General features: G+C 33.9%; 27 protein-coding genes and 1 tRNA gene. 11 read left to right on the top strand and 17 right to left on the bottom strand.

What is annotated here, in order from left to right; all coding sequences use genetic code 11:
• Window positions 1-9: 9 nt before the first annotated feature.
• Window positions 10-906, bottom strand: a complete 897-nt coding sequence (locus ACIDC4_RS10915) for a helix-turn-helix domain-containing protein (protein ID WP_412045583.1) — start codon at window positions 904-906, stop codon at window positions 10-12.
• 191 nt (window positions 907-1,097) lie between these two features.
• On the opposite strand from ACIDC4_RS10915, the gene ACIDC4_RS10910 reads away from it, so the two are divergent.
• Window positions 1,098-2,078 carry an aldo/keto reductase gene (locus ACIDC4_RS10910; RefSeq protein ID WP_412045584.1) on the top strand — a complete coding sequence of 327 codons (981 nt, stop codon included), beginning with the start codon at window positions 1,098-1,100 and terminating at the stop codon, window positions 2,076-2,078.
• Between the two features lie 64 nt (window positions 2,079-2,142).
• On the opposite strand, the gene map is transcribed toward ACIDC4_RS10910, so the two are convergent.
• From map to ACIDC4_RS10895, 3 genes are read right to left on the bottom strand one after another with little or no spacing between them, the layout of a single operon-like run.
• Window positions 2,143-2,907, bottom strand: coding sequence for a type I methionyl aminopeptidase (gene map / locus ACIDC4_RS10905; RefSeq protein WP_065451034.1), 765 nt, complete (start codon window positions 2,905-2,907; stop codon window positions 2,143-2,145).
• A 28-nt stretch (window positions 2,908-2,935) separates the two neighbouring features.
• Window positions 2,936-3,298: a nuclear transport factor 2 family protein gene (locus ACIDC4_RS10900; RefSeq protein WP_412045585.1), complete on the bottom strand. Its 363-nt coding sequence runs from the start codon at window positions 3,296-3,298 to the stop codon at window positions 2,936-2,938.
• A gap of 36 nt (window positions 3,299-3,334) precedes the next feature.
• Window positions 3,335-4,393 (bottom strand): hypothetical protein, encoded by a 1,059-nt coding sequence (locus tag ACIDC4_RS10895; RefSeq protein ID WP_412045586.1) that lies wholly within the window; start codon window positions 4,391-4,393, stop codon window positions 3,335-3,337.
• A 157-nt stretch (window positions 4,394-4,550) separates the two neighbouring features.
• Between ACIDC4_RS10895 and ACIDC4_RS10890 the strand changes: the two genes are divergently transcribed.
• Window positions 4,551-5,027: a GNAT family N-acetyltransferase gene (locus ACIDC4_RS10890; RefSeq protein WP_412045587.1), complete on the top strand. Its 477-nt coding sequence runs from the start codon at window positions 4,551-4,553 to the stop codon at window positions 5,025-5,027.
• A 106-nt stretch (window positions 5,028-5,133) separates the two neighbouring features.
• Here the strand turns inward: ACIDC4_RS10890 and ACIDC4_RS10885 are convergent, their stop codons facing one another.
• Window positions 5,134-5,550, bottom strand: a complete 417-nt coding sequence (locus ACIDC4_RS10885) for a helix-turn-helix domain-containing protein (RefSeq protein WP_412045588.1) — start codon at window positions 5,548-5,550, stop codon at window positions 5,134-5,136.
• A gap of 177 nt (window positions 5,551-5,727) precedes the next feature.
• Window positions 5,728-5,985, bottom strand: coding sequence for a hypothetical protein (locus tag ACIDC4_RS10880; protein ID WP_065451037.1), 258 nt, complete (start codon window positions 5,983-5,985; stop codon window positions 5,728-5,730).
• 318 nt (window positions 5,986-6,303) lie between these two features.
• On the opposite strand from ACIDC4_RS10880, the gene ACIDC4_RS10875 reads away from it, so the two are divergent.
• Genes ACIDC4_RS10875 through ACIDC4_RS10865 form a run of 3 tightly spaced genes read left to right on the top strand, consistent with a single transcriptional unit; the run spans window position 6,304 to window position 8,210 of the window.
• Complete coding sequence (locus tag ACIDC4_RS10875) at window positions 6,304-7,242, top strand: ring-cleaving dioxygenase (RefSeq protein ID WP_412045589.1); 939 nt, start codon at window positions 6,304-6,306, stop codon at window positions 7,240-7,242.
• Window positions 7,243-7,281: 39 nt separating this feature from the next.
• Window positions 7,282-7,572 (top strand): GNAT family N-acetyltransferase, encoded by a 291-nt coding sequence (locus ACIDC4_RS10870; protein WP_065451039.1) that lies wholly within the window; start codon window positions 7,282-7,284, stop codon window positions 7,570-7,572.
• An 11-nt stretch (window positions 7,573-7,583) separates the two neighbouring features.
• The gene (locus tag ACIDC4_RS10865; RefSeq protein WP_412045590.1) at window positions 7,584-8,210 is read left to right on the top strand and encodes an alpha/beta hydrolase; all 627 of its coding nucleotides are present in this window, start codon (window positions 7,584-7,586) and stop codon (window positions 8,208-8,210) included.
• 184 nt (window positions 8,211-8,394) lie between these two features.
• On the opposite strand, the gene ACIDC4_RS10860 is transcribed toward ACIDC4_RS10865, so the two are convergent.
• The 3 genes from ACIDC4_RS10860 to ACIDC4_RS10850 form a co-directional block, all read right to left on the bottom strand.
• Entirely contained in the window at window positions 8,395-8,649 is a 255-nt protein-coding gene (locus ACIDC4_RS10860) for a GIY-YIG nuclease family protein (RefSeq protein WP_488381138.1), read from the bottom strand.
• A 110-nt stretch (window positions 8,650-8,759) separates the two neighbouring features.
• Complete coding sequence (locus ACIDC4_RS10855) at window positions 8,760-9,014, bottom strand: GIY-YIG nuclease family protein (RefSeq protein WP_412044387.1); 255 nt, start codon at window positions 9,012-9,014, stop codon at window positions 8,760-8,762.
• Window positions 9,015-9,070: 56 nt separating this feature from the next.
• A tRNA-Met gene (locus tag ACIDC4_RS10850) sits at window positions 9,071-9,144 on the bottom strand.
• 153 nt (window positions 9,145-9,297) lie between these two features.
• Between ACIDC4_RS10850 and ACIDC4_RS10845 the strand changes: the two genes are divergently transcribed.
• Together ACIDC4_RS10845 and ACIDC4_RS10840 are read left to right on the top strand one after the other, a co-directional pair.
• Window positions 9,298-9,690: an START-like domain-containing protein gene (locus ACIDC4_RS10845; protein ID WP_026984135.1), complete on the top strand. Its 393-nt coding sequence runs from the start codon at window positions 9,298-9,300 to the stop codon at window positions 9,688-9,690.
• A gap of 54 nt (window positions 9,691-9,744) precedes the next feature.
• Window positions 9,745-10,584, top strand: coding sequence for an aminotransferase class IV (locus tag ACIDC4_RS10840; protein WP_412044388.1), 840 nt, complete (start codon window positions 9,745-9,747; stop codon window positions 10,582-10,584).
• Here the strand turns inward: ACIDC4_RS10840 and ACIDC4_RS10835 are convergent.
• The 7 genes from ACIDC4_RS10835 to ACIDC4_RS10805 form a co-directional block, all read right to left on the bottom strand.
• Entirely contained in the window at window positions 10,581-11,141 is a 561-nt protein-coding gene (locus ACIDC4_RS10835; RefSeq protein ID WP_412044389.1) for a YqgE/AlgH family protein, read from the bottom strand. The two genes, ACIDC4_RS10840 and ACIDC4_RS10835, sit on opposite strands and share 4 nt — an antisense overlap.
• Window positions 11,142-11,269: 128 nt before the next feature.
• A complete protein-coding gene (locus ACIDC4_RS10830; RefSeq protein WP_017498096.1) occupies window positions 11,270-11,542 on the bottom strand; it encodes an HU family DNA-binding protein in 273 nt (90 codons plus the stop codon).
• A gap of 180 nt (window positions 11,543-11,722) precedes the next feature.
• A complete protein-coding gene (fmt, locus tag ACIDC4_RS10825; protein WP_412044390.1) occupies window positions 11,723-12,670 on the bottom strand; it encodes a methionyl-tRNA formyltransferase in 948 nt (315 codons plus the stop codon).
• A complete protein-coding gene (locus ACIDC4_RS10820) occupies window positions 12,670-14,565 on the bottom strand; it encodes a RecQ family ATP-dependent DNA helicase (RefSeq protein WP_412044391.1) in 1,896 nt (631 codons plus the stop codon). The genes fmt and ACIDC4_RS10820 overlap by 1 nt, the downstream gene beginning before the upstream one ends.
• 64 nt (window positions 14,566-14,629) lie before the next feature.
• Window positions 14,630-15,163 carry an AAA family ATPase gene (locus tag ACIDC4_RS10815; RefSeq protein ID WP_173971741.1) on the bottom strand — a complete coding sequence of 178 codons (534 nt, stop codon included), beginning with the start codon at window positions 15,161-15,163 and terminating at the stop codon, window positions 14,630-14,632.
• A gap of 512 nt (window positions 15,164-15,675) precedes the next feature.
• Window positions 15,676-16,287, bottom strand: coding sequence for a hypothetical protein (locus ACIDC4_RS10810; RefSeq protein ID WP_412044392.1), 612 nt, complete (start codon window positions 16,285-16,287; stop codon window positions 15,676-15,678).
• Between the two features lie 191 nt (window positions 16,288-16,478).
• Complete coding sequence (locus ACIDC4_RS10805) at window positions 16,479-17,393, bottom strand: alpha/beta hydrolase family protein (protein ID WP_412044393.1); 915 nt, start codon at window positions 17,391-17,393, stop codon at window positions 16,479-16,481.
• 327 nt (window positions 17,394-17,720) lie between these two features.
• Here ACIDC4_RS10805 and ACIDC4_RS10800 point away from each other — a divergent pair, with 327 nt between their 5' ends.
• The 4 genes from ACIDC4_RS10800 (at window position 17,721) to ACIDC4_RS10785 (ending at window position 21,264) form a co-directional block, all read left to right on the top strand.
• Window positions 17,721-18,017: a DUF493 family protein gene (locus ACIDC4_RS10800; protein WP_017498101.1), complete on the top strand. Its 297-nt coding sequence runs from the start codon at window positions 17,721-17,723 to the stop codon at window positions 18,015-18,017.
• A 3-nt stretch (window positions 18,018-18,020) separates the two neighbouring features.
• Window positions 18,021-18,740, top strand: coding sequence for a DUF4290 domain-containing protein (locus ACIDC4_RS10795; RefSeq protein ID WP_194616807.1), 720 nt, complete (start codon window positions 18,021-18,023; stop codon window positions 18,738-18,740).
• A 197-nt stretch (window positions 18,741-18,937) separates the two neighbouring features.
• The gene (gene murA / locus ACIDC4_RS10790) at window positions 18,938-20,251 is read left to right on the top strand and encodes a UDP-N-acetylglucosamine 1-carboxyvinyltransferase (RefSeq protein ID WP_412044394.1); all 1,314 of its coding nucleotides are present in this window, start codon (window positions 18,938-18,940) and stop codon (window positions 20,249-20,251) included.
• Window positions 20,252-20,388: 137 nt separating this feature from the next.
• Complete coding sequence (locus tag ACIDC4_RS10785; protein ID WP_412044395.1) at window positions 20,389-21,264, top strand: cation diffusion facilitator family transporter; 876 nt, start codon at window positions 20,389-20,391, stop codon at window positions 21,262-21,264.
• Between the two features lie 622 nt (window positions 21,265-21,886).
• On the opposite strand, the gene ACIDC4_RS10780 is transcribed toward ACIDC4_RS10785, so the two are convergent.
• Window positions 21,887-24,376, bottom strand: a complete 2,490-nt coding sequence (locus tag ACIDC4_RS10780; protein ID WP_412044396.1) for a DUF5686 and carboxypeptidase regulatory-like domain-containing protein — start codon at window positions 24,374-24,376, stop codon at window positions 21,887-21,889.
• Between the last annotated feature and the right edge of the window lie 59 nt (window positions 24,377-24,435).

Here is a 24,435-nt window from a genome sequence, read left to right as displayed (position 1 = left end):
TTATGGATTTTAGTTTAAACTTCTGTATTCAATTGGGGTATAACCCGTGTTCTTTTTAAACATTCGATTAAAATGCTGCGGATATTTAAAACCCAGTTCAAATGCGATTTGACTAACCGATTTATCAGTATCAAAAATTCGTTCTTTCGCTAAAGAAATTAATTTTAACTGAATGTGTTCCTGAGCAGATTTGCCTGTTTCTTTTTTAATTAAATCTCCAAAATAATTAGCAGAAAGATGCAAACGATCTGCAAAATAGCCAACAGAAGGCAATGCTGAATCTTTTGCAATTTCAGATAAAAAATATTCGTTTAACAAATTTTCAAATTTCGATAAAACATCAGTATTGATATTTTCTCTGGTAATGAATTGCCTGTCATAAAAGCGAACACAATAATTGAGCAACAATTCAATATTGTTACTGATGATGCTTTTGCTGTGTTTATCGATCGACTGGCTTAATTCGTATTCTAATTTACTAAATAAATCTTTTATTATTTGCTGTTCTTTCAAAGATAAATGCAGTGCTTCGTGCGAGTCGTAAGAAAAGAAAGAATACTGACTTATGTTTTTTGCCAGTGAAGTTCCTTTTATCAGATCAGGATGAAAAAGTAATGTTAAGCCCGTAGATTTATAATTATCAGTATTATTAACCTCGAGTACTTGTCCCGGTGCTACAAAAACCAATGTACCATCATCATAATCATAATTGTTACGCCCGTATTTTAATTCACCGCAATTTCCGGCTTTTAAAAATATAGCATAAAAATTAAAATGTATTCGGGTATGATTAGGGAGTGCTTTACTATTAGAATTATCAAAAACACTTATTAAAGGATGCTGGGTTTCAACATCTTTCAATTGATTGTATTGTGTAACTTTTTCGAGTTTTATAATAGGATCCATGACGCGTCTGTGAAATTATATACACAAATATACTACTCAGATTTTTAATAACTTAGCGTGATTATGCAAATCAGTAAAAATGGTTATAATAGCAGTAATATGTATTATAGGTAACTGAGATTATTGGAGGAAATTTGTAGTACTAAAAATGTTACTAAACATATCAGATCACTATTTTTAAAAATAAAATTATGGAAAAGAGAATATTAGGAACTCAGGGTTTAGAAGTTTCTGCACTGGGATTGGGTTGTATGGGATTAAGTTTTGCTTATGGTGCCCAAATAGAGAAACAACATGCTATAAAAATAATCAGAGAAGCCTACGAACAGGGAATTACCTTTTTTGATACTGCCGAAGCGTACGGTATTGCCAACGAAGAATTGGTAGGAGAAGCTTTAAGTCCATTTAGAAAAGAAGTGGTTATTGCTACTAAATTTGGTTTTAAAGACGGACAGGCGTTTAACGGACAAGACAGCCGACCTGAAAATATCAGGGCTGTGGCCGAAGAATCTTTAAGACGTATGAAAACGGATGTTATTGATTTATTTTACCAACATAGGGTAGATCAAAATGTACCAATTGAAGATGTTGCCGGAACGGTGAAAGATCTTATTCAGGAGGGAAAAGTAAAATATTTTGGAATGTCTGAAGCGGGTGTAACCTCTATTCGAAAAGCGCATGCAGTTCAGCCCATATCTGCTTTACAAAGTGAATATTCGATTTGGTGGAGAGAACCTGAAGTAGAAATTTTGCCAACACTCGAAGAATTAGGAATTGGTTTTGTACCGTTTAGCCCTTTAGGAAGAGGGTATCTAACGGGAGCAATTACAGAAAGTACCAGTTTTGAAGCGACGGATTTTAGAAATACCTTACCTCGTTTTAGTGAAGAAAACAGAAAAGCCAATCAAAAATTAGTCGATTTATTATCTGCCATTGCTTCTCAAAAACAAGCAACTCCTGCACAAATTGCATTAGGCTGGTTATTGGCGCAAAAACCTTGGATTGCACCAATTCCGGGCACCACAAAATCACACCGATTAACAGAAAATATTGGTGGAGCCTCAATTAAATTATCTGTAGAAGATATTAAAAACATTGATGATGCTTTTGCTCAAACCACGATACAAGGAGATCGATATCCTGCACAATTGCAAAAATCGGTAGACAAGTAAAATAATAAAACCCTTAAATAATTAGTATTTAAGGGTTTGTTTTTTAGTATCGATTTAGAATCTATTAGTTCCAGATTCCGTTCATTTCGGTCAAAATAATAGGTTTACCGTTCGTAACCACAATCGTATGTTCGTGTTGTGCCATATGTCCGCCTTTGTTTCCTACCATCGTCCAGCCATCCTTAAGTTCTACTGCAAGAGAAGATGAGGTTGAGATAAAAGTTTCAATCGCTACAACCGAATCCTTTTTGAAACGTCTTTGATCAAATCGGTTTTTATAGTTTAATAATTCATCCGGTTGTTCGTGCAAGCTTCTACCAATACCGTGCCCGCCGAGATTTTTGATTACTTTGTAACCTCTTTTTTTAGCTTCAGTTTCGATAAGATATCCTATTTCAGAAATCTTTACACCGCCTTTTATATTATCTATTGCTTTTTGTAAGATATCTTTTGAAGCGTCAACCAGTTTTTGGTGTCCGTTTACATCTTCACCAATTACAAACGAACCTCCGTTATCTGACCAAAAACCGTCAAGTTCTGCCGATACATCAATATTAATTAAATCACCTTCGTTAAGAATTCTTTTATCTGACGGGATACCGTGACAAAATTCATTGTTTACACTAATGCAAGTCCATCCCGGAAAACCATACGTTAAATAAGGTGCCGATTTTGCCCCTAATTCATTCAGGATTTTTCCGCCATAATCGTCTAATTCCTTTGTTGTCATTCCTGCTTTGGCAAAGTTTCTCATTTCTTTCAAAGTAAAAGCCACAGCTTCACTTGCCTTTTGCATTCCTATTAATTCTGACTCTTGTTTTATTGACATGATTTTGTTTTTTCTGATGAATACAAAATTAGTTATTTTCTACCAGTTCTATGTCCATCGTTTTGATCAATCCGTCCTGAAAAGTATAAACATGGTTTACAAGTCCGTCAAATATTAAACCGCCTTGTAAATCTTTTACGTTTTGATGCACCTTAACTTCCAGGCTTCCGTTCTCTCTTTCATCAAAACCAACAGGCTCCACTTTTGGGTTTATTTCTGTCCATTGTCTAGTCCAGTATTCCTTGATTTCGTCGTGTCCGCTTATGTAACCGCCTTCCCAGGCTTTTGACCATTGCACATCATTTTGCATTGTCGATAAGGCGTTGTCAATGTTTCTTTCGTTAAAAGCAGAATATGCCTTTTTGATTGTATCTTCAAATTGATTTGCCATTGGTGTGTTAGTTTTTGAGGTTTAAATCTTTATTTCTTATACGATGTTTTTTCCGGTGGTAGTTACAGTGACAAAATTTCCATTAATTACCAGACATCCAATTTTTACTAATTTGTTGATTGTGGTCGATATCTCCGTTTCTGACATTACATCTTTATATTTCTCCATAATTTTTTCAATGCTGGATGAACCTTTGCAGGCATAATTTACAAAACGTAAAAGAGAATCATCTCTGTGGGTAAATCCTTTTTTGAAATAAATTTCATAAACGTAATCATTTTGTAACGCTTTTTGACTTTTCTTCAAAGCAGAAATAAGATTTGAAATTTCGTTATGAGCACTATTAAATCTGCTATATAATTCATATTCAATTCCTTTATATTCTATCTTATAGGTCCTGGTAAATTTTTTCTCTGCCTCACCAATTACTGGTTTTTCATATACCGCTAATTTCTCATTAAGTGCCTTTTCTAAATCCTCATTCAATTCAAGAATATCCGATTTATGGAGGGTAACTACATTTATAACATTTTCATTGAATTGCTTTTGCACTTTGTCATTTATAAATGGTGCAATAGTAAAATCTTTGAAGTACGAGCAATAGCCGATGTTTTCATATTCGTTATTTTTTGCTAGATACATTTGTACCCCATTGTCATATTGTTCTTCACTTTTTATTTTATTGTTTTGTTCTCTTTCTAAGTGACATGGATAGCAGACTTCTTTAGGAAGATATATGCTTTTTGTTGGAATAATTGGTGTTTTACAATCTTCGCATTTTGGAGCTGTCTTAGATTCCCAATAGTCAGGGCAATCTCTGGACCATTTATCGGGCGATGGAAAATAAAGTTCAATATCATATTTCTCGGTATATGCCTTTATTATTTTTTCAGCTTCCTGTAAAAGAGCTTCTTCCGATTCAAATTTTTGATATTCTAACTCGGCTATATTTTGTTTACTGTAAGAGTTGTTTTTTTTGAATATTAAATCAATAGTTAAACCAATATATTCCCAATCAGAATTCCATAAACACTGTATAGCAATAGGCTTAATTTCTTCTGTATTAAAAATATTTTGAAGGATACTTTTTATCACAATTACTACTTTAGAAAAATGAAATCATTTATTTTTTGTTATAGCTAATATAAAACTATTTCAGAAACAATTTAAACTACACCATTTGCAAAAGCTAAAAATGATTTTTCTAGACACTTTTTTTATTGAATCAAAAAGGATTTAATATATTTGAAATATGAGTACAGATAACAAAAACATAACGATCAGGCCTGCTGTCAATACTGATTTGCCTAAGCTTGCCGAATTCCTGCAGACTCTTGTTGATGCAGAACGACCATTTGATCCAACACTAAAAGAGGGTGAAATATTCTATTATGATATACAGGAATTAATATCAGATAAAGCGACAGAAATTATGGTTGTCGAAAGTAATAACGAAATTATTGGAAGTGGTTATGCGCAAATTCGATCTGCAAAACCGTATGAAAAACACGAAGTATTTGGTTATCTTGGCTTTATGTTTGTAAGCCCGGAATTTAGAGGACAAGGAATTAGCGGTTTATTACTTACTGCTCTTAAGAAATGGATTTTAGATCAGGGAATAACAGAGGTAAGATTGCAGGTATATGATGAAAATGAAGCTGCAGTGAGAGCCTATGAAAAAGCAGGTTTTAAAAAAATCGTTACAACAATGCGCTGCGATATTGGTTAAGTATTTTTTATTAAAGTCAGTTTTAAAGCTTTCGAAATAAATTTAAAAACAAAGCCCTTAAACAGTAATTGTTTAAGGGCTTTGTTTATGAGAACATTTTGAAAAATCAGTCTTGTTTTCCTAGTAATAATTTTTCTAAATATTCAATTTTATCTTTTTCCGCTTGCAGCAAACGCTCGTAAAGTTTTTTATTTTCTTCTAAAGATTCCATTAGTTTATCTAATGGATTGAAAGTACAATAGTTTGAATTTACTGGACCATTTAGAGTGCTGTCATTAAAAGTATTGAAATAAGTGACCATGTTTTCTTCAGTAAAGTTTTTTATGGCTTCTACACTCACGCCAAGTGCTTTTGCTACAGCGACAAGTTTTTCTTCATCTATAGTTTCGCTATTTTCGATAGCAGAAATAGCTTGTTGATTCGTTCCTAAAGCTTGTGCCAAAGCTTCTTGCTTCATGTCTTTCAGTTCACGAATACGGCTAATTTTTCGCCCTATATGGTATGGTTTTGTTACTGTGCTCATAATTCAAAGATATCTAAAATTCTTTAAAATTTTCTAATTTGGTAAAACACATTTTTTATCTGTACGATACATCGTCAGAAGTTAAGTTTAAAAAGAGCTGCTTTTTATATGTTTGATCAAAAGTACAATTTTTCGTATAATTTATTGACTAGAGAAATATAAAAGCTATATTAAATTCTATTTCTCTTCCTCTAAACCATCAACAGCAGAAATTTGATCCAGGATATTGGTTTGGTTGGGTGAGATATAGTTTTTTACTTCGCTTGGAGTTTCTTTCTTAAAAAGAAGATCTAATGCATGATAAAGTCGTAATAAAACTTCTTTGTCTTCTTTTTCGATTTCTAAAGCACTATTAAAATTAAAAACATAATTATTCGAATTGCGTACTTCTACTTTGATCGTTTTTGATGTGATTTTAAATTTAACTATATCCATATTGTTAGCGCATTAATTATTTTGCAAAAATGAGACTTTAACCCCAATTAGCATTATTATTTTTTATGTTTTTTTTATAAGTAAAGAAAAGTTTTTGATAATAAGGATTGGAAAGAGTCTATTTTTGAACTTAATGTGATAGACTAACTTTTGATATAAAACCTTATCTTTTATAGGAACAACAATTTAGGCCTAAAATTGACTTCAGGATTTTATTCATTCCTGAGTTTTATTTCTTAATCTAGGTTAATCGATAAACAGCGATAACCGGGGTAAATTTGTAAAAGAAAATCAAAACAACTTAATACATAAAATATCATGGAAAATAAAATCTTAGGCTTACACCATATTACTGCCATTGCAGGCGACGCTAAACGTAATTTTGACTTTTATTCAAAAATACTAGGATTAAGATTCATCAAAAAAACAGTGAATTTTGATGACCCGGGAACCTATCATTTTTACTTTGGCGATGAAGTAGGAAGCGCAGGAACCATCTTAACCTTTTTTCCTTGGGGAGAAGGAATTCAACAAGGACGAAAAGGATCTGGAATGGCGACAGAAATTGGTTATTCTGTTCCTAAAGGAAGTCTTGATTTCTGGCAGAAACGTTTTGAACAATATAATGTGATCTACAATAAACCGGCAGAAAAATTCGGCGAAAAATATCTTACTTTCCTTGATCCGGACGGGTTGAAATTAGAATTAATCGAATCTAAAACAGAAGACAACAGAAAAGGTTGGGAAACAGATGAAGTAAGAGCTGACGTAGCAACAAAAGGTTTTCATAATATTACGCTGACTTTAAATGACATTAAACCAACTGCAGCAATCTTAACAGAAATATTTGGTTACAAATTGATTGATCAGGATGTAAACCGTTATCGTTATGCAACAGATGCAGTCGAAAATGCCGCAATTGTTGACTTGGTAGAATTAGCTGATGAAAAACGTGGTTTAAATGCAAATGGAACTGTTCACCATGTGGCTTTCCGTGTAAAAAATGACGAAATTTTAATGCACTTCCGTGAAAAAATCGAAGCTTACGGGTTGTCAATTACACCACAAATAGACAGACAATATTTCCATTCGCTATATTTTAGAGAACCAGGTGGAGTTTTGTTTGAAATTGCCACTGATAATCCAGGATTTACAGTTGATGAAAGCTTAGAAGAATTAGGTCAGAACTTAAAACTTCCCGCACAATACGAATCTCAAAGAGCAAGTATTGAAAATCATTTGGTTAAAATTAATTAAGCTAAAAATTTGTAAATTAGATTCTTAAGGAAAAAATATATGGAAACAATAAAACTGGAATTAGACGAGAAAAAGCATGGAGCCTTTAATCTTTATGTTGATGATAAAAAGCTGGGCGAAATGACAGTAAGCATTAAGCCTGATTTGCTGACGGTTTACCACACTGGTGTTGAACCTGAAGGAGAAGGAAAGGGATATGCAAAGAAACTTTTAGACGAAATGACGTCGTACGTACGTGCCAATAATTTGATGGTCTTGCCGCTTTGTCCGTATGTGCATGCACAATTCAAAAAACATCCGGATGAATATCAGGATATCTGGAAAAAATAATCTTAGAACTTATGAATATAGAGACTATAACAGACCGTGTGCCTTTAAATGATGCTAAAAAGGCGCTTATCATGATTCACGGACGTGGTGCAAGCGCTCATGATATTCTTTCGATTTCAAAACATCTCAATGTCGATGATTTTGCCTTGGTTGCCCCTCAGGCAGAAAATAGAACCTGGTATCCTTATTCTTTTTTAGCGCCTATAAATGAAAATGAGCCTTCATTTTCAAAATCATTAGAAGCTATTCATAACGTTGTTGTTGCAATTCAGCAAAACGGAATTGAAAAAGAGAATATCTATTTTCTTGGATTTTCCCAGGGAGCTTGTCTGGCTTTAGAATTTACTGCCAGAAATGCGGCTAAATACGGAGGCGTTGTAGCATTTACCGGCGGACTTATTGGCGATAAGGTTTATGAAAATCATTACGAAGGAAATTTTGAAAACACACCAATTTTTATCGGTACCAGCGATCCCGATTTTCACGTACCTGTTGAAAGAGTAAATGAATCAGAAGCGCTTCTAAAAAAAATGGGAGCAAATGTTACTAAAAAAATCTATGAAAATATGGGACATACCATAAGTCAGGACGAAATAAATTTGGTTAATGAACTTATTTTAGGGAAGGAGAAGTTTTAAGTTTTATTTACTTTTTCTTTGAGTTAACTTTATTTTTTTTGTAAAATGTCTATCTTAAGTCCTTACTTAGTAGGGATTAATTCCAATAAAAAACCCTTAAACATTTGATGTTTAAGGGTTTTGTTTTTTGTAGCGAGGACGGGAGTTGAACCCGTGTCCGCCGCGGCGGATATAAATCCTGTAGCTATAAGTTTTGGATTATAATTTGAATAAATTCTCTGCCAATTCCTGTTTTGAAATATTTCTCTCTTTTCATTGCTTCGGATTTAGAATAGAAAAATTCGACATGAATTACAGTCCATGGTCTAAATTTTAAAGTAAATCCTTTTGTTCCAAGATAATTATGAGACTTAAATCTTTCTATTAAATTAGAAGTAAAACCAGTATAGTTTTTATTAAATCTTTCAGAATAAAGTATATAGACAACAAATTCTTCCATGTATAACTTTTATAAACGAAAAAAACACCAACTTTTCAGTGGTGTTTTTTATTTTGTAGCGAGGACGGGAGTTGAACCCGTGTCCGCCGCGGCGGATATAAATCCTGTAGCTATAAGTTTTGGATTATGTTTTGAATAAATTCTCTACCAATTCCTGTTTTGAAATATTTCTCTCTTTTCATTGCTTCAGATTTAGAATAGAAAAATTCTACATGAATTACAGTCCATGGTCTAAATTTTAAAGTAAATCCTTTTGTTCCAAGATAAGTATGAGACTTAAATCTTTCTATTAAATTAGCAGTAAAGCCAGTATAGTTTTTATTAAATCTTTCAGAATAAAGTATATAGACGACAAATTCTTCCATGTATAACTTTTATAAACGAAAAAAACACCAACTTTTCAGTGGTGTTTTTTATTTTGTAGCGAGGACGGGAGTTGAACCCGTGACCTCAGGGTTATGAATCCTGCGCTCTAACCAACTGAGCTACCTCGCCAAGATTGCAAGTGAACCGTGTTCCTCATTGCGGGTGCAAAGATAGAAATAATATTAAAGGTTGCAAGAATAAAATGAAGAAAAAAAAATATTTTTAAAAATGCATTGTTTTTGGACATATATTCTTATATTTCGAAAAAATTAAAAGTAGCACATGGATCCAAAAATACGTTACGAAATCGAGTTTCCCATAAATTCTTCGCCGCAATTATTATATCAATATATATCAACACCGTCAGGTTTGTCAGAATGGTTTGCAGACAATGTAAACTCACGAGGCGAATTTTTCACTTTTATCTGGAATGACTCGCAGGAAAAAGCGCGTTTGGCTTCTAAAAAAACAGGAGAAAAGGTAAAATTCAAATGGGTTGATGAAAGCAGTAAGGATACGGAATACTTTTTTGAATTGCATATCTTAGTCGATGAACTGACTAAAGATGTATCATTAATGGTAGTCGATTTTGCAGAAAAAGAAGAGGTAGGAGAAGCTAAACAATTGTGGGAGAATCAGATCTCGGATCTGAAACATCTTATAGGATCTGTTTAGTAAAATTCTATTTTATACCTTATATTTGCCCTGAACAAAATTCAGGGTTTTTTTATGATCAATTTTAACGGAAACATAGTAGCACAAGACGACAATATATTAACTCAAAATCGTGCTTTTTTGTATGGAGATGGTGTTTTTGAAACACTAAAAATAGTCAATAATAAAATCTTGTTTCTTGAAGATCATTATTTTAGATTGATGGCTTCGATGCGTGTGGTTCGAATGGAGATTCCGATGAATTTTACAATGGAATATTTTGAAGAACAGGTTTTAAGTCTTGTCAGTCAAAAAAATATTTCTTCTTCGGCAAGAGCCAGAATTACCGTTTTTAGAAATGACGGAGGTTTGTATTTACCAAAAACGAATGAAGTTTCGTTTTTAATTCACGCAACTGCGCTTGAAAGCACTTCTTACGCTCTAAATACTGGAGAATATGAAGTCGATTTGTATAAAGACTTCTATGTAACCAAACAATTATTATCGTCGATTAAAACGACTAATAAAATGATAAATGTAACCGGAAGTATTTTTGCTCACGAAAATGGTCTGGCTAACTGTCTTTTAGTAAATGATACTAAAAATGTTGTCGAAGCATTACAAGGTAATCTGTTTATGGTTGTGGGTGAAAAAATGATCACGCCGCCAATTTCTGAAGGCTGTTTAAACGGTATTATGCGTAAACAAATATTAGCTTTGGCTAAAAAAGTAGAAGGCATAGAAGTGGTAGAAGAAATAATTTCACCATTTGATCTTCAAAAAGCTGACGAATTATTTCTGACAAATGTAATCACGGGGATACAACCGATAACTAAGTATCGAAAAAAGGAGTTTACAAGTAATCTGGCTCATTTACTAGTGCAAAAGCTGAATGAATCTATATCTGAAAATTAATTCAGATACGGATTTTCAGGTGCATTCGACCAAATAAGATAGTCGCCTCCGAGCTCAATAATTTGCTCTTTCCAAAAATGGGTGGTCGATTTTCCGATAATTTTGTTTTTATAACTATTATCAGTGATGATCCAGGAGTTGCCTTGCATTTCACTCTCAAGCTGATTTTCGTCCCAACCGGTATAACCTAAGAAAAAACGAATATTGTTTTTGCCAATAGATCCGTCGTTTATTAAGTCTTTGGTCGATTCGAAATCACCTCCCCAATAAATCCCATTTGAAATCTCAACACTATTTGGAATCAATTCCGGGATATTGTGAATAAAATACAGGTTGTCCTGTTCAACAGGGCCACCATTATATATTTTGAAATTGGCCTCAATTTCTGGTATTAAATCATTAATCGTATACTTTAACGGTTTATTAATGATAAAACCTATTGATCCTTCTTTGTTATGGTCTGCTAGTAAAATTACCGATCTATTAAAAGATAAATCTCCAATTATAGAAGGCTCGGCAACAAGCAGGTGTCCTTTTTTTAATTTTTCTGAAATCATACGGCTACAATTTTTATTAAATTTAATCATAAAATTTTTAAAATCCCAAATAAAATCGTTAAACCGCACAAAAAAACCCTCCATGAGGAGGGTTTTGATTATATTATAAGTTTAGAGAACTTTCTTACTTAGTTCACTGCACCTTCTAATTCAGCTCCGGCTTTGAATTTTACAACATTTTTAGCAGCGATTTGAATAGTTTTTCCTGTTTGAGGGTTTCTTCCGTCTCTTGCAGCTCTGGCAGATACTGACCAAGATCCAAAACCTACTAAAGAAACTCTACCACCTTTTTTCAAAGTAGCTCCTACGTTTCCTAAAAATGACTCTAAAGCTAATTTTGCCGCAGCTTTTGTGATTCCTGCATCAGCAGCGATAGCATCGATTAATTCTGATTTGTTCATAATAATTAGTTATTAATTGTTGGTTAAAAAAAATTGTTAATACACAAATTTAGTAGGAAATCCGTTCCTTGCAAGTGTTTTCTTTAATTTTAGCGAAAATTGTTGATAACTTGCTTTTTTTGTTCATAACGCTAGTTGTTTTTGCCTCAAAATCAGGTAAAAACCCCTGTTTTACTGACCTTAATAGACCTTTGCGCTATCAGTAAAAGTTATCCCGTTTAGTAATTCTGCTACTTGCATTCTCTTTTTTCCTGGTAATTGTAAACTCAAAAGCTGAATAAAGCCGTCTTTGATCGCAATTTTGATTTCTTTTTTACTGCTAATCAAGCTTCCAACTTCATAAGAATGGCTTTCTGAAACCAGTTTGGCCTCGTATATTTTGATGCTTAATTCTTCATCTTTATCTTTTAGGAAACACCACGATGCAGGATACGGACTTAATCCGCGAATTAAATTATTGATTTCGTCTCCGGATTTCGTCCAGTCGATCTTACAATTTTCCTTGTTGAGTTTGTAAGCTGTTTTAATTTCGTTATCATCTTCCTGAATTGTAGTGGTTACATTTCCGTTTTCAATAACTTTTAAGGTATCAATTACAGTTTTGCTTCCTAATAACATTAATCGATCGTGCAATTGTCCTGCATTTTCTTCTGGTTCAATAGCAATTTCCGAATTTAAGATCATTGCTCCGGTGTCTATTTTGTCATCAATGAAGAATGTAGTAACTCCGGTTTTTGTTTCTCCGTTAATAATAGCCCAGTTAATAGGTGCCGCACCACGATAATTAGGTAATAAAGAAGCATGAAGATTAAAAGTTCCCAAACTTGGCATTTCCCAAACTACTTTTGGCAGCATTCTAAAAGCAACAACAATTTGCAAATTGGCGTTTAGCGCTTTTAATTCGGCTAGAAAACTTTCGTCTTTTAAATTGGTTGGCTGTAATAAAGTAAGGTTGTTTGCCAAAGCATATTCTTTTACTGCCGAATATTTTATTTTTTGTCCGCGTCCTGCCGGTTTATCTGCGGCTGTAATAACGCCAACAACATCATAATTGTTTTTGATAATGGTGTCCAGAATGCCTACGGCGAATTCCGGGGTTCCCATAAATATAATTCTCAATTTTTCCATTATAATTTTAAAGTGTATTTATTGTTTGCCTGAATAGTAATATAATTGTTTTCAAGTAATTCCTGAAGTGCCAAAATTACATCATTTGCATCTAATTTTATTTTAGTTTCAATTTCTCTTGAAGTTAAAGCTGCTGTTTTTAATAAGTGCAGAATTTTATCTGCAATCGAATCGGCTTCGGTAATTTTTCCTTTTTGAGTAATACAATAGGAGCAGACTCCACAATTTTCTGTCGTTTCTTCTCCAAAATAATCCAAAATCAATCGGTTTTTGCAGGTTTTATTGTCCTTTATATAATGCAGAACAGATAAAAGCTGGTCTTTTTTAAGCTGATTTTGTTTTTCCAGATACTTTGCAACTCTGTTTATGGTAAGATTATCTTCGCGAACTTCATTGAATAATATAGTAGCGTCGTTGTTTTTAGATTTGTATTCGATGATTTCTTTCTCTTTTAGTTTTTCTAAAACAGCAGAAACCTGAGCCTCGGTATGATTTGATTTTTTTGCAATTAGCGAAAGATTAAAAGGCATTTTCATTTCATAAATCCCCGGATAAGTTCTCAATATTGCCAAGATGATTTCTTCGTCATTAGAATTCAGACTCATATAGCGAATTACTTCTTTCGATTCAATCAAAAACTGCATCGTAATTTTTTCAGAGAATTCCTGAGACATCGTAATAATTCCCTGCTGATTTAAAAATTGCAAAGCATTATAGGTTTTAAGAGTAGGGAAGTCGTATTTCTGGCAAAAATGATTCAGTTTAAACGAAAAAGAATCATCTAAACCTTCGCCATAAGCAATCTGAAAATAATTGCAAAGCTTCACATACATCGTGTTTAGAAACTTTTTATCGGGCAAAATACTTAAAAATTGCTGTTCTGACTGAATGCTGTCTGAAGAGTTTGTCAATACTACAGAAAAAGCTTTCTCGCCATTTCGTCCCGCTCTTCCGGACTCCTGATAATAGTTTTCTATATTTTCAGGAAGCTGCGTATGAATAACCGTTTTTACATTGTCTTTGTCGATTCCCATTCCAAACGCATTAGTGGCTACAATGACCTGCGCTTGTTCAGACATCCACAATTGCATGTTTTTATCTTTTTCTTTTGATGAAAGTCCACCGTGATAATAGGTCGCTTTGAATCCTAAGGATTGTAATTGCGTCGACATATTCAGGCATGATTTTCTATTTCGTACATATATAATAGAAGGTTGTGGATTTTTCTTTAAGATTTGTTCCGTGCGATACAATTTGTCTTCGACTTCAAAAACCATGTAGGCAATATTTTTTCTTTCAAAAGATTGCTGGAAAAGTATTGGGGTTTTTAATCCTAATTCGGTTTTAATATCTTCAATAACTCTTGGAGTTGCTGTAGCGGTCAAAGCTAAAAACGGAATCTTAGGAAAATGTTTTTTTAGTTCTGAAATCTTCAAATAAGCCGGACGAAAATTATGTCCCCATTGCGAAACACAATGCGCTTCATCAATAGCAATTAAATTTATAGGAAGATTTTTTATGCGTTCCAAAATCCAGTCAGACTGAAGTCGTTCCGGAGAAAGGTATAAGAATTTGTAATTTCCGTATTGGCAATTGTCCAGAAGATCAATGATTTCTTCTGTATGAATTCCGCCTGTAAGAGCAATTGCTTTAATCTCTCGCTTTTGCAAATTGGCCACCTGATCTTTCATTAAAGCAATCAAAGGCGAAACAACCAGGCAAATACCAGGCTTCATCATGGCCGGAACCTGAAAACAAATCGATTTTCCGCCACCGGTTGGCAATAAGGCAAAAGTATCCTGACCATCCAAAACCGAGTCAATAATCTCCTTTTGCAACGGTCTAAAACTGTCGTGTTTCCAGTATTTTAAAAGAAATTCTTGTGCTTCTGGCATGGGCTCGTTTTAAAGTTAAAAAATTTAGAAATCAGTTTCTAGTTTTGCAACTTTAAACACCTGCCTAAATTTTATCTAAGATATAAAGAATTCTGTTGTCAACCGTATCTTTAGGTACTTCAATTAAGTCGTAGCCATATTTTTTATAGGTTTCAACAAGATGTTTCTGGATCGTTAATGCCTGTTCGAAATTTTCGTAGCGCTCTGTGTCGCATTCGTAAATTTCTTCCCAAGGTGGTAAAATAAAAGTTTTGGTGTATTTAAAATCCTCGCAAGCTTTTACAAAATGCTCCGGATAATCATCGCCTATATAATCCATATAAGCTACAACATCAGGAATACCGCGATCTATAAAAACTACATTGTCGGGTTCTTCAAGAGCGTCTTCGTATTGTTTAATGCGTCCTTCGAGCAACATTTCGCTAAACAATAAAGGTTGTTCAAGAAACAATTGGTCGATACCCCGTTGCTGTGCTTCGAGTGTAACTTGTCTTGAAATTTCAGGATAACAGCAGTAGCCACGAGCTACCAATTCGTTAATAAGAGTAGATTTTCCCGTTCCCGGGCCACCAATTAAAACTATGATTTGTTTTTGCACTTTCTTAAAATAAAGCGCAAATTTACCTAAACTTATTGTATTTAAAAAGATTATTTTGCCTTGAGCGAATGATTTCGCAATTTTAGGTGATATCACTACAGCTTTTGACTAAAACTTTGGGGCTATATCGCTTCAACTGGACTAAAGTCCAGCCCTATTAAATGGATCGTTCCGCTGGAACTCAAACGAAAAAGACTCGTAGGCTCGACAAAATTAATCGTTCCGCTGGAACTCAAACGAAAAAGACTCGTAGGCTCGACAAAATTAATCGTTCCTCAGGAATTCAAACGAAAAAGAGTCGTAGACTCGATAAATATTGTAGGGCTGGATCTTTGTCTAGCGCTAAAGTCCAGCTCTACAAAATGAATCGTTTCTCAGGAATTCAAACAAAAAAGAGTCGTAGACTCGACAAATATTGTAGGGCTGGACTTTAGTCCAGTTTATAAAGGAAGATTATGATATTGATAAGTTGTTTTTAGCCAGTAGTTTGAATTATTTAATAAGTTCTGGTTTTAACCAAATATTTGCCACCATTTCTTTTTAATTTGTTCCGGAATTATTCGAGGATTATCTTCTATTTGGTTCCCATCAAAATCGAGAACATATTCATTAGATACAAAATCAAATAATCTTATAGTATTGTTTTCTATTGTTAATTCAGGTTCTCCTTCAACATTAAACCAAATATCTCTGCCTCCAAAACTCCAAACTATTTCTCCATCTTTAGTAATTCTAAAAATTTCTGATTCTCCATGAATTATAATGTCATCTTTGAGTTTGTGGATAGCGACGTTGACATGTGAATCAAATTCTTTATGCCAAGCCAGTTCTAAAGAAGGAATGTGTAAGCAATAAATTTCATTATAGTTAATGATCCATATTTTATCATCTTCAATAATAAAAGAATCATTATATATGCCATTCATTTCGTGAAATTGGTAAATTAAAGCACTTGAAATTTCTATTCCTGACTCTTTAATAATGATAGTGTGACTTTTTTTATGACATGTCCCAATGTTTTTAAAATGAATTTTTTTATATTCTCTCAATGCATCATTTGAATTCAATGTATAATTTATGCCATCAAATATTTCAATTTCGAAATTTTTATAATTCAGTTTCATTTTTTAGGTGTAATTTAGAATATGTGGTACCTAGGGAATAAATTTAAGTTTGGGAACATATTGTTGCCATTATTTAGTCTCTACAATATATACTCCGCTAGGAGTTAAATATCTGTAGAAAGATAGAGCGGCCTATATAAAAATGTCCTGTAGGGACTACACATTTTGAATAATGATTGGAAAAATCTGAATTACTCGCAAAATAAATACTTCCCAGAACTCGCACCCTTTTTCTCTGAAGGAATAATAATATGCGATTCAAATTTCTTCCCTTTCAAAACATCATTTACAAAATCCAGAACATATTGTTGTCCCTGATGAAAAAGGTAGCCAGAGAACTCATGCCCTCCGCCACAAAAAGTGATCATTTCGATATCTTTATGGAGATCATTCATGTGATTATAAACGGCATAAGAACCAAAAAGAATCAGCCAGCCCGAAGCATTTGTTGGGCAGGAGCGATGCGAACCAGCTGCATACGGAACTGTATCGTCATTATTTCCGTGTGCCAATAACATCGGAATCGCTTTTTCTTTTGTAATTAAATTAATATCCTGAATAGCGCCCGAACCACCAATGAAACCTTTGTATTTAAAGTTTTCAGGAAGATTGTTTTTGTATAGATTCATGAGTTTGTAATCCCAAAACGAAGCGTGAAAACCAATTTCAGCACCGGCACTAATTCCTGAAATGAATATTTTTGATGCATCGAGATTGTATTTGTTGGCATTTTCGATCAAAAAAGAAGTTGCTTGCCACATATCGCTAACACCAATTTGTATTGCTTTTATTTTTTCGGTTAAAGTTCCTTTGCATCCAAAATCTTTTCCCTTCATATATAAAGAATATGAAATGCTGGCAACCGCATAACCATTTTTGGCCATAAAAAGTCCGAATTCTTTTTCGCTGGTACGTTCTCCACCAGAAAATCCTCCGCCAAAAGCAAAAACAATCAACGGAATTTTTTCGTTGGTTTTCTTTTGAGGCAAATACAAATCCAGATCGAGTTTGATGGTGTCATTCTGAAAATAAGTCATCGTTTTGATTTCCTGTGCCTGAAGGTTGTTGATTATAAGTGCGATAAAAAGTAAAAGGATTTTTTTCATGGTGTTGTGGTTTAATCTCTCAAAGTCGCAGAGTCGCAAAGTTTTTTTAGATTCTTGTTTTGTGATTTAGCGAGCGAATTTTTGTGTAATACTTTCTCAAATATAAAAGTTCGCCACGAATTTCACGAATTTTCCTTAATCTTTAACTTTATAAAATAGCATTACATGCAATAATTCGTGAAATTAGATTTGAGATGATATTAATTGATGCAAATTCGTGAAATTCGTGGCAAAGAATCAACTCTTTCTACAATGAAAAAAATCTAAAATCTAAAATCTGAAATCTGAAATCAAAAACGTATATTTGCCTTCTATTTTAATGTGCAAATGGAGAACGATAAAGAAAAAAACACAGCCGAATTTTACGAAAGATTAAAGGTAGAGTTAGATAACTCAAATACTTGGCCTGCAGAATATTTGTATAAATTTATAGTGCCTTCGGTCGATGATAATGTCGAACGGGTTGAAAAAGCTTTTGATAGTATGGGCGCCGTTATTAAAACAACAAAATCTAAAACAGGTAAATTTACCAGTGTTTCTGTAGATGTTACAATGCATAGTGCTGACCAGGTGATTAGCAAATACAAAGAAGTTTCTACTATAGAAGGTATAGTTTCATTATAAATTATGGTCGAAAAATATAAAAAAGAAGTCGCGAATGACGTTGTTTTTAATTTAGAATACAATTCTGAAAGACAGCGTTTACTTATTCCTGAATATGGTCGTCATTTGCAAAAACTGATCGATCAGGCAACGATTATCGAAGATGATGAAACGCGAAATAAAGCCGCGAAATACATCATTCAGGTTATGGGAAGTCTGAATCCGCATTTGCGTGATGTACCGGATTTTCAACATAAATTATGGGATCAGCTTTTTATCATGTCTGATTTTAAATTGAATGTAGAATCACCGTATCCAATTCCGTCAAGAGATGTGTTGCAGTTAAAGCCGGATGTTTTACATTATCCACAAAATTTTCCTAAATACAGATTTTACGGTAATAATATCAAATATATGATTGATGTTGCCAATAAATGGGAAGATGGAGAAATGAAAAATGCATTGGTATTGGTTATTGCCAACCACATGAAAAAATCATACTTAAGCTGGAACAAAGATACTGTAAAAGATGATGTGATTTTTGAACATTTATTTGAATTGTCAGGAGGAAAAATCAATTTATTACAAAGCACAGAAGAGCTTTTAAATACTACTGATTTACTGCGCACCAACAAACGCATGTCGAACAAAATCACGCCACCGGGACAACCAAAAATCCAAAGCAATAAAAACAATAAAGGTCCGGGAAAACCAAAACCTTTTCAGAAAAATAATCAAAAGTAAAAAAAGGGACTAAGGTTCTAAGATGCTAAGGGGCTAAGGTTTTTAGTTCAGGATCTTATAATTTTAGTAACTCAAAGCCCTAAAAAAACAAAAACAAAAATAAAAAAGAAGGTACTAAGATACTAAGATGCTAAGCTACTAAGATTTTTTAGCTCAGAACCTCAGAACCTTAGAACCTCAGAACCTAAAAGAGAAATATGGGAATTTTTAAAATCGAAGGAGGAACTCCTTTAAAAGGAGAAATCACTCCGCAAGGAGCAAAAAATGAGGCATTACAAATTTTATGTGCCGTGCTTCTAACGGGGGATAAAGTAAAAATTAATAATATTCCCGATATTATTGACATCAATAAATTAATCACTTTGTTGGGTAATTTAGGAGTTAAAATTCAACGCAATGAACCGGGTTCGATTACGTTTCAAGCTGATGAAGTTAACGTTGGATATTTAGAAACAGAAGCTTTCAAAAAAGAAGGTGGAGCGCTTCGTGGTTCTATTATGATTGTTGGACCACTTTTGGCCCGTTTCGGAAAAGGATATATTCCTAAACCGGGAGGAGATAAAATTGGTCGTCGTAGATTAGATACGCATTTTGAAGGTTTTATTAACCTTGGAGCAAAATTCAGATACAACAGAGAAGATCACTTTTACGGAGTAGAAACTCCTGCAGAAGGACTTCAGGGAACAGATATGTTGCTTGACGAAGCATCTGTAACCGGAACAGCAAACATTGTTATGGCAGCTGTTTTAGCAAAAGGAAGAACTACAGTTTACAACGCAGCTTGTGAGCCTTACTTACAGCAATTGTGTAAAATGTTAAACTCAATGGGAGCTAACATTACTGGTGTAGGATCTAACTTATTGACTATCGAAGGTGTTGAAAGCCTTGGAGGATGTGAGCACACAATCTTGCCGGATATGATCGAAATTGGTTCCTGGATTGGTCTTGCGGCTATGACAAAAAGTGAAATCACGATCAAAAATGTAAGCTGGGAAAACTTAGGTTTGATCCCGAATACTTTCAGAAAACTAGGTATCACTATCGAAAAACGTAACGATGATATCTATATTCCTGCTCATACAGATGGATACGAAGTAAAAACAGATATCGACGGTTCTATTTTGACTATTGCCGATGCGCCATGGCCAGGATTTACGCCTGATTTATTGAGTATTGTTTTGGTTGTGGCAACACAAGCAAAAGGCGATGTTTTAATTCACCAGAAAATGTTCGAAAGCCGTTTGTTTTTCGTGGATAAATTAATCGATATGGGAGCAAAAATTATGTTATGTGATCCGCACAGAGCGGTGGTTATGGGACATAATTTCGAATCTCAACTAAAAGCAACTACAATGTCATCTCCTGATATTCGTGCAGGGATTTCGTTATTAATTGCGGCGTTATCAGCAAAAGGAACCAGCACAATTCAAAATATCGAACAAATCGATCGTGGATACGAGCGTATCGACGAACGTTTAAGAGCAATTGGAGCAAAAATCGTGAGAGCGTAAAAAAATAAAAGTTAGCCACGAATTACACGAATCTACACGAATTTTTAAATTGATTTTCCTCAATTTAAAAAAAAATAATTGGTGATAATTGGTGTAATTCGTGGCGAAAAAATATAGCTCAGCTAAAAGAAACGGAAATGACAGATGAACAAAAAGCTGTAAAAGCTACTATATTTAGTATAGTTGGAAACACCTGCTTAGCCTTGGTAAAAGGCCTGGCAGGTTTTTTTGGCAATTCATACGCCTTAATTGCAGATGCGATCGAGTCTACTGCCGATATATTTTCGTCTTGTCTGGTATTATTCGGAATTAAATATTCTAATAAACCTGCAGATGAAAACCATCCTTACGGACATGGTCGTGCAGAACCATTAATTACTTTTTTGGTTGTTGGTTTTTTAATCACCTCGGCAACTATTATTGGGTACGAAAGTATTGCTAATATTCAAACTCCGCACGGATTGCCAAAATCATGGACATTGTATGTGCTGGGAGTAATTATTGTCTGGAAAGAGTATTCATATAGACTGGTAATGAAACGAAGTAAAGAAACTAATAGTTCTTCGTTAGCGGCCGACGCCTGGCACCATCGTAGTGATGCTGTTACATCGGTAGCGGCTTTTATCGGGATTTCGATTGCGCTAATTATGGGAAAAGGTTATGAATCAGCAGATGATTGGGCGGCACTTTTTGCTGCTTTTTTTATCCTGTATAATAGCTATAAAATTTTCAGACCTGCGCTTGGCGAAATTATGGATGAAAACCTGAACGATGATTTAGTCGAAGAAATCAGAATTGAATCACTAAAAGTAGTTGGTATCCTTGGAACCGAAAAATGCTTCATCCGTAAAGCTGGAATGAAATATCATGTCGATCTTCATGCCATTGTTTCGGCTAAAATTTCGGTAAAAGAAGGTCACGATTTGTCACATAAACTACAAGATACCCTAAAAGAAAGAATTCCTGAATTGGGCAATGTTCTGATTCATATCGAGCCGGATGATTATCACTAAGGAAAGAGGCTAAGGTTCTAAGATGCTAAGTTTCTAAGGTTTTTGACAGTTTTGTCAGGCTGAGCGAAGTCGAAGCCCACGCAAAGAATATTAAATTGCATAATAAAATCCGCTTATTCTTTTATTGAGTAAGCGGATTTTTTATTTGGGCGTTTTTCGCCGCGGCGAATGGGCTATCCGCTATATTCCCGATTTAGAAAAACAAGTCTTTTTAGTCGTAGTTTTTATTAATTGGGAGATGTCGCTTCTGTCCCTAACGCAATCTTTGGGAATGAAAATTCGTAAAAAGTAATATGCAATCTTGTCATCCCGAACGAGGGATCGTCGCAAGAAACTCCGCAGTCAAAATCGCCAATCTTTGTCGAGCTACTAACGAAGATCCCTCGTTCCTCGGGATGACAAGATTGTGGTTACATCTTTTCGAAATGAAATACTAAACTAGAACATTCTTATGAAAACGATTGCCCATAGCCCCGATAGAAGTGGAAATCCTTTTGTGTAATGAAATGGAACAAAAGATTGCAACGGATAGCGGGATTAGCTCCTGAAAATTATCATAGAAATAGGATTGTGAAGATTAAAAAAAAACTCAGCAACTTAGAACCTCACAACCTTAGCACCTTTAGTCTAATACATTCAAAATCTTTAATCCAAACACAACGCCGTTTTGCTGAATTCCGCCTTGATAAGAATGAACATAATCTACTCTGAATAATTTAAATTTCCCGAATCCTAAATTGTCTAAACCAGCCGTAAATTCTGTGTAAGGTTTTCTATCCGGAATTGCCAGAGAATGAAACCCAAGATTCATGGTAGATTTTAAAAGGTTCAATAACGGGATTTTATTCATAATAAATCCGGTATCGTTATATTCGAAATGGTTTTCAAAATAACTGTCGTTTGTGCTGTTTGCATAATACGGCATTAAATTAAAAACATTCAGATAACGATCGCTTGTTCCTATATGAGTTTGGTTTCCGTTAAAATGTCTGTAATCGATAAACGAAATATTTTCGGCATTGAAGAGCTTTCCTGCTTTTACATTCATTCCCAGAGTTCCTTTATTGCCTAATGATAAATCGTAAACAACAGCGGCTCCAATGCGTTCAAATTCGTATTTTTTCTCGCTGGCGGCAAATGCTTTTTCGAAAGCTAAAAATAGGGTTGGATATTTATCATTTTTAATATTGTATCTGCCATCAGGTCGTGAAATATATTTGTTGCCAAAGTTAATTCGGGCATTTATTGCGGCTTTAAATAAATGATGAGGATCAAAAGCCGGTGTTGTAAAATCATTTGGCGCCAACGGATTATTAGAAGAATAGATATCATCTTTTTTAAAGAAAGAATAATCAGTGGTATTAAAAAGAGGTTTTCGTTGCTCATAACCCACTTTTCCAAATAAATTAACGCCATTTAGAATGTTTTGCGAATAGCCAATCTGGGCATACTCCAGATTGTACAATTTCATATAATTGTCTTTAAAAAACAAAGAACTTACAGAATTGATGAGCTTAGTTATGGGTTGAGCACCATTAAATTGAGCCACTTTTGTTCCTCCCGAAACATTAATAGTTGCAAAATTTATGTTATTGAATTTATGTGTAAAATCTCCTGTAATACGAAAGCGCTCATCCGAAAAACCATAATTAAATGTTGTACTTATCGAAGTGCTTTTTCCTTCGTCTTCATTCCATTTTTTAAAGGAGAAACCAGAATCTAAATTGAAACCCTGAACGGTATTAAAACTTAAAGAAGCGATGTTTAATAGTCCTTTGTAATCAAACGAATATTTTTTGAAAATGTTTTTATAATCATATCCCATTAAAATATCGGTGACTTTAAACTTATTGTTTTTTGCATCCACCGAATCCATATATTTTTGAGATTTTCTGATGGTTTGCAAGCTGTCTTTTTTGGTGTAATCCGTACTTTCTTCGATGGTTAGCGGAATTGGTCTGATCTGATTCCAGAAAGCATCGTCTTTTTTGTTGGCATTGGCTTCAAAAGCGACAATTTCATTCCCGAAAGTTTTCTTTTCAAACGAAGTCGGAAACTCATAATTAGAGTATACATAATTAAATTTTCCGGAGAATTTTACGCCAAAGATACCAGCATTAAAATCGAGTGTTTGTGCATTTTTTGTCCAGATTTTATTTTTTGTATTGTAACTAAAGCTTTGTTTTAGGGTCATAACTTCGGTAAACTCATTCTTCATTCGGTACCCTTTTATATCTAAATCAAGGGCATAAATGGCAAAGCTATCGTCGACAATATAAATATAACCCTCAAAAACAGGTTCTTTATCGCGTTTTGGTATGACTTTAATTTTATAAACCTGTTGTTTGTTGTCGTCGTAAAATGTTCCTTCGAGTTTGTATTTGTAATAACTAAAAGCATTGTCGGCAATAGGTGAGATGAGCTTAACATCAAAGTCAAGCGTGTTATCATAAAAATCATAGGTCGATAACGAAGCAGTATTGTAACTATATCCTTTATTGTTTCCGGAAATTTTAGAAGCAATAATTTTCTCTTTTAATTTGTCGGGTTTTTCAAAAGTAATTTTAGAAATAGTTTCAGATAAATACAAAATTCCGGTTCCGGTAGAATCCAGATTGGATGCCATATCCTGGCCAAGATCTACTTTTTTGCCCAGAATTTTTTTAGGCAAATCCTTAACTTTAAACATTCCTTTCGAATAAAAATCGGCAGTATATCTTCCGGTTTTGTCCGAGTTGTCTTTTTTTTCCGCTATAGCACTCCTTATAATGGCATCAGCAGGATTTTTTTTAGGATCAATTACAACTTCATTTAGAGCAAAGCTTTCTTCAGCCATTTTTACATCCAAAACAATGCTCTTTGAATCTCCCGAAACAGATATCTTTTGAGTTTTGAAACCCAGATATTGAAAAACAATTTTGTTTTTACCAACTTCCTTTATGTTTAGTTGGTATTTTCCTTGTTCGTTCGAAGTAGTTCCGCTATAAGTGTTTTCTTCAAATACAGAAACAAAAGGCAGCGGATTTCCTTTTTCGTCGGTTATAGTTCCCTTTATTTGGGCAAAATTTGAAATTGAAAAAAATAAAAAGGCAAGTAAAGTATAGTTTTTCATGGAAGTGGTTTGTCTAACAAAAATAGAATAAGTTAAAAATGAGCTTATTAAAAATTTGT

Origin of the sequence: Flavobacterium sp. C3NV (assembly GCF_046825355.2) — a bacterium.
GTDB lineage: Bacteria > Bacteroidota > Bacteroidia > Flavobacteriales > Flavobacteriaceae > Flavobacterium.
Note: the sequence above shows the minus strand (reverse complement) of the source record. Positions and strands in the feature narration are given on the sequence as shown.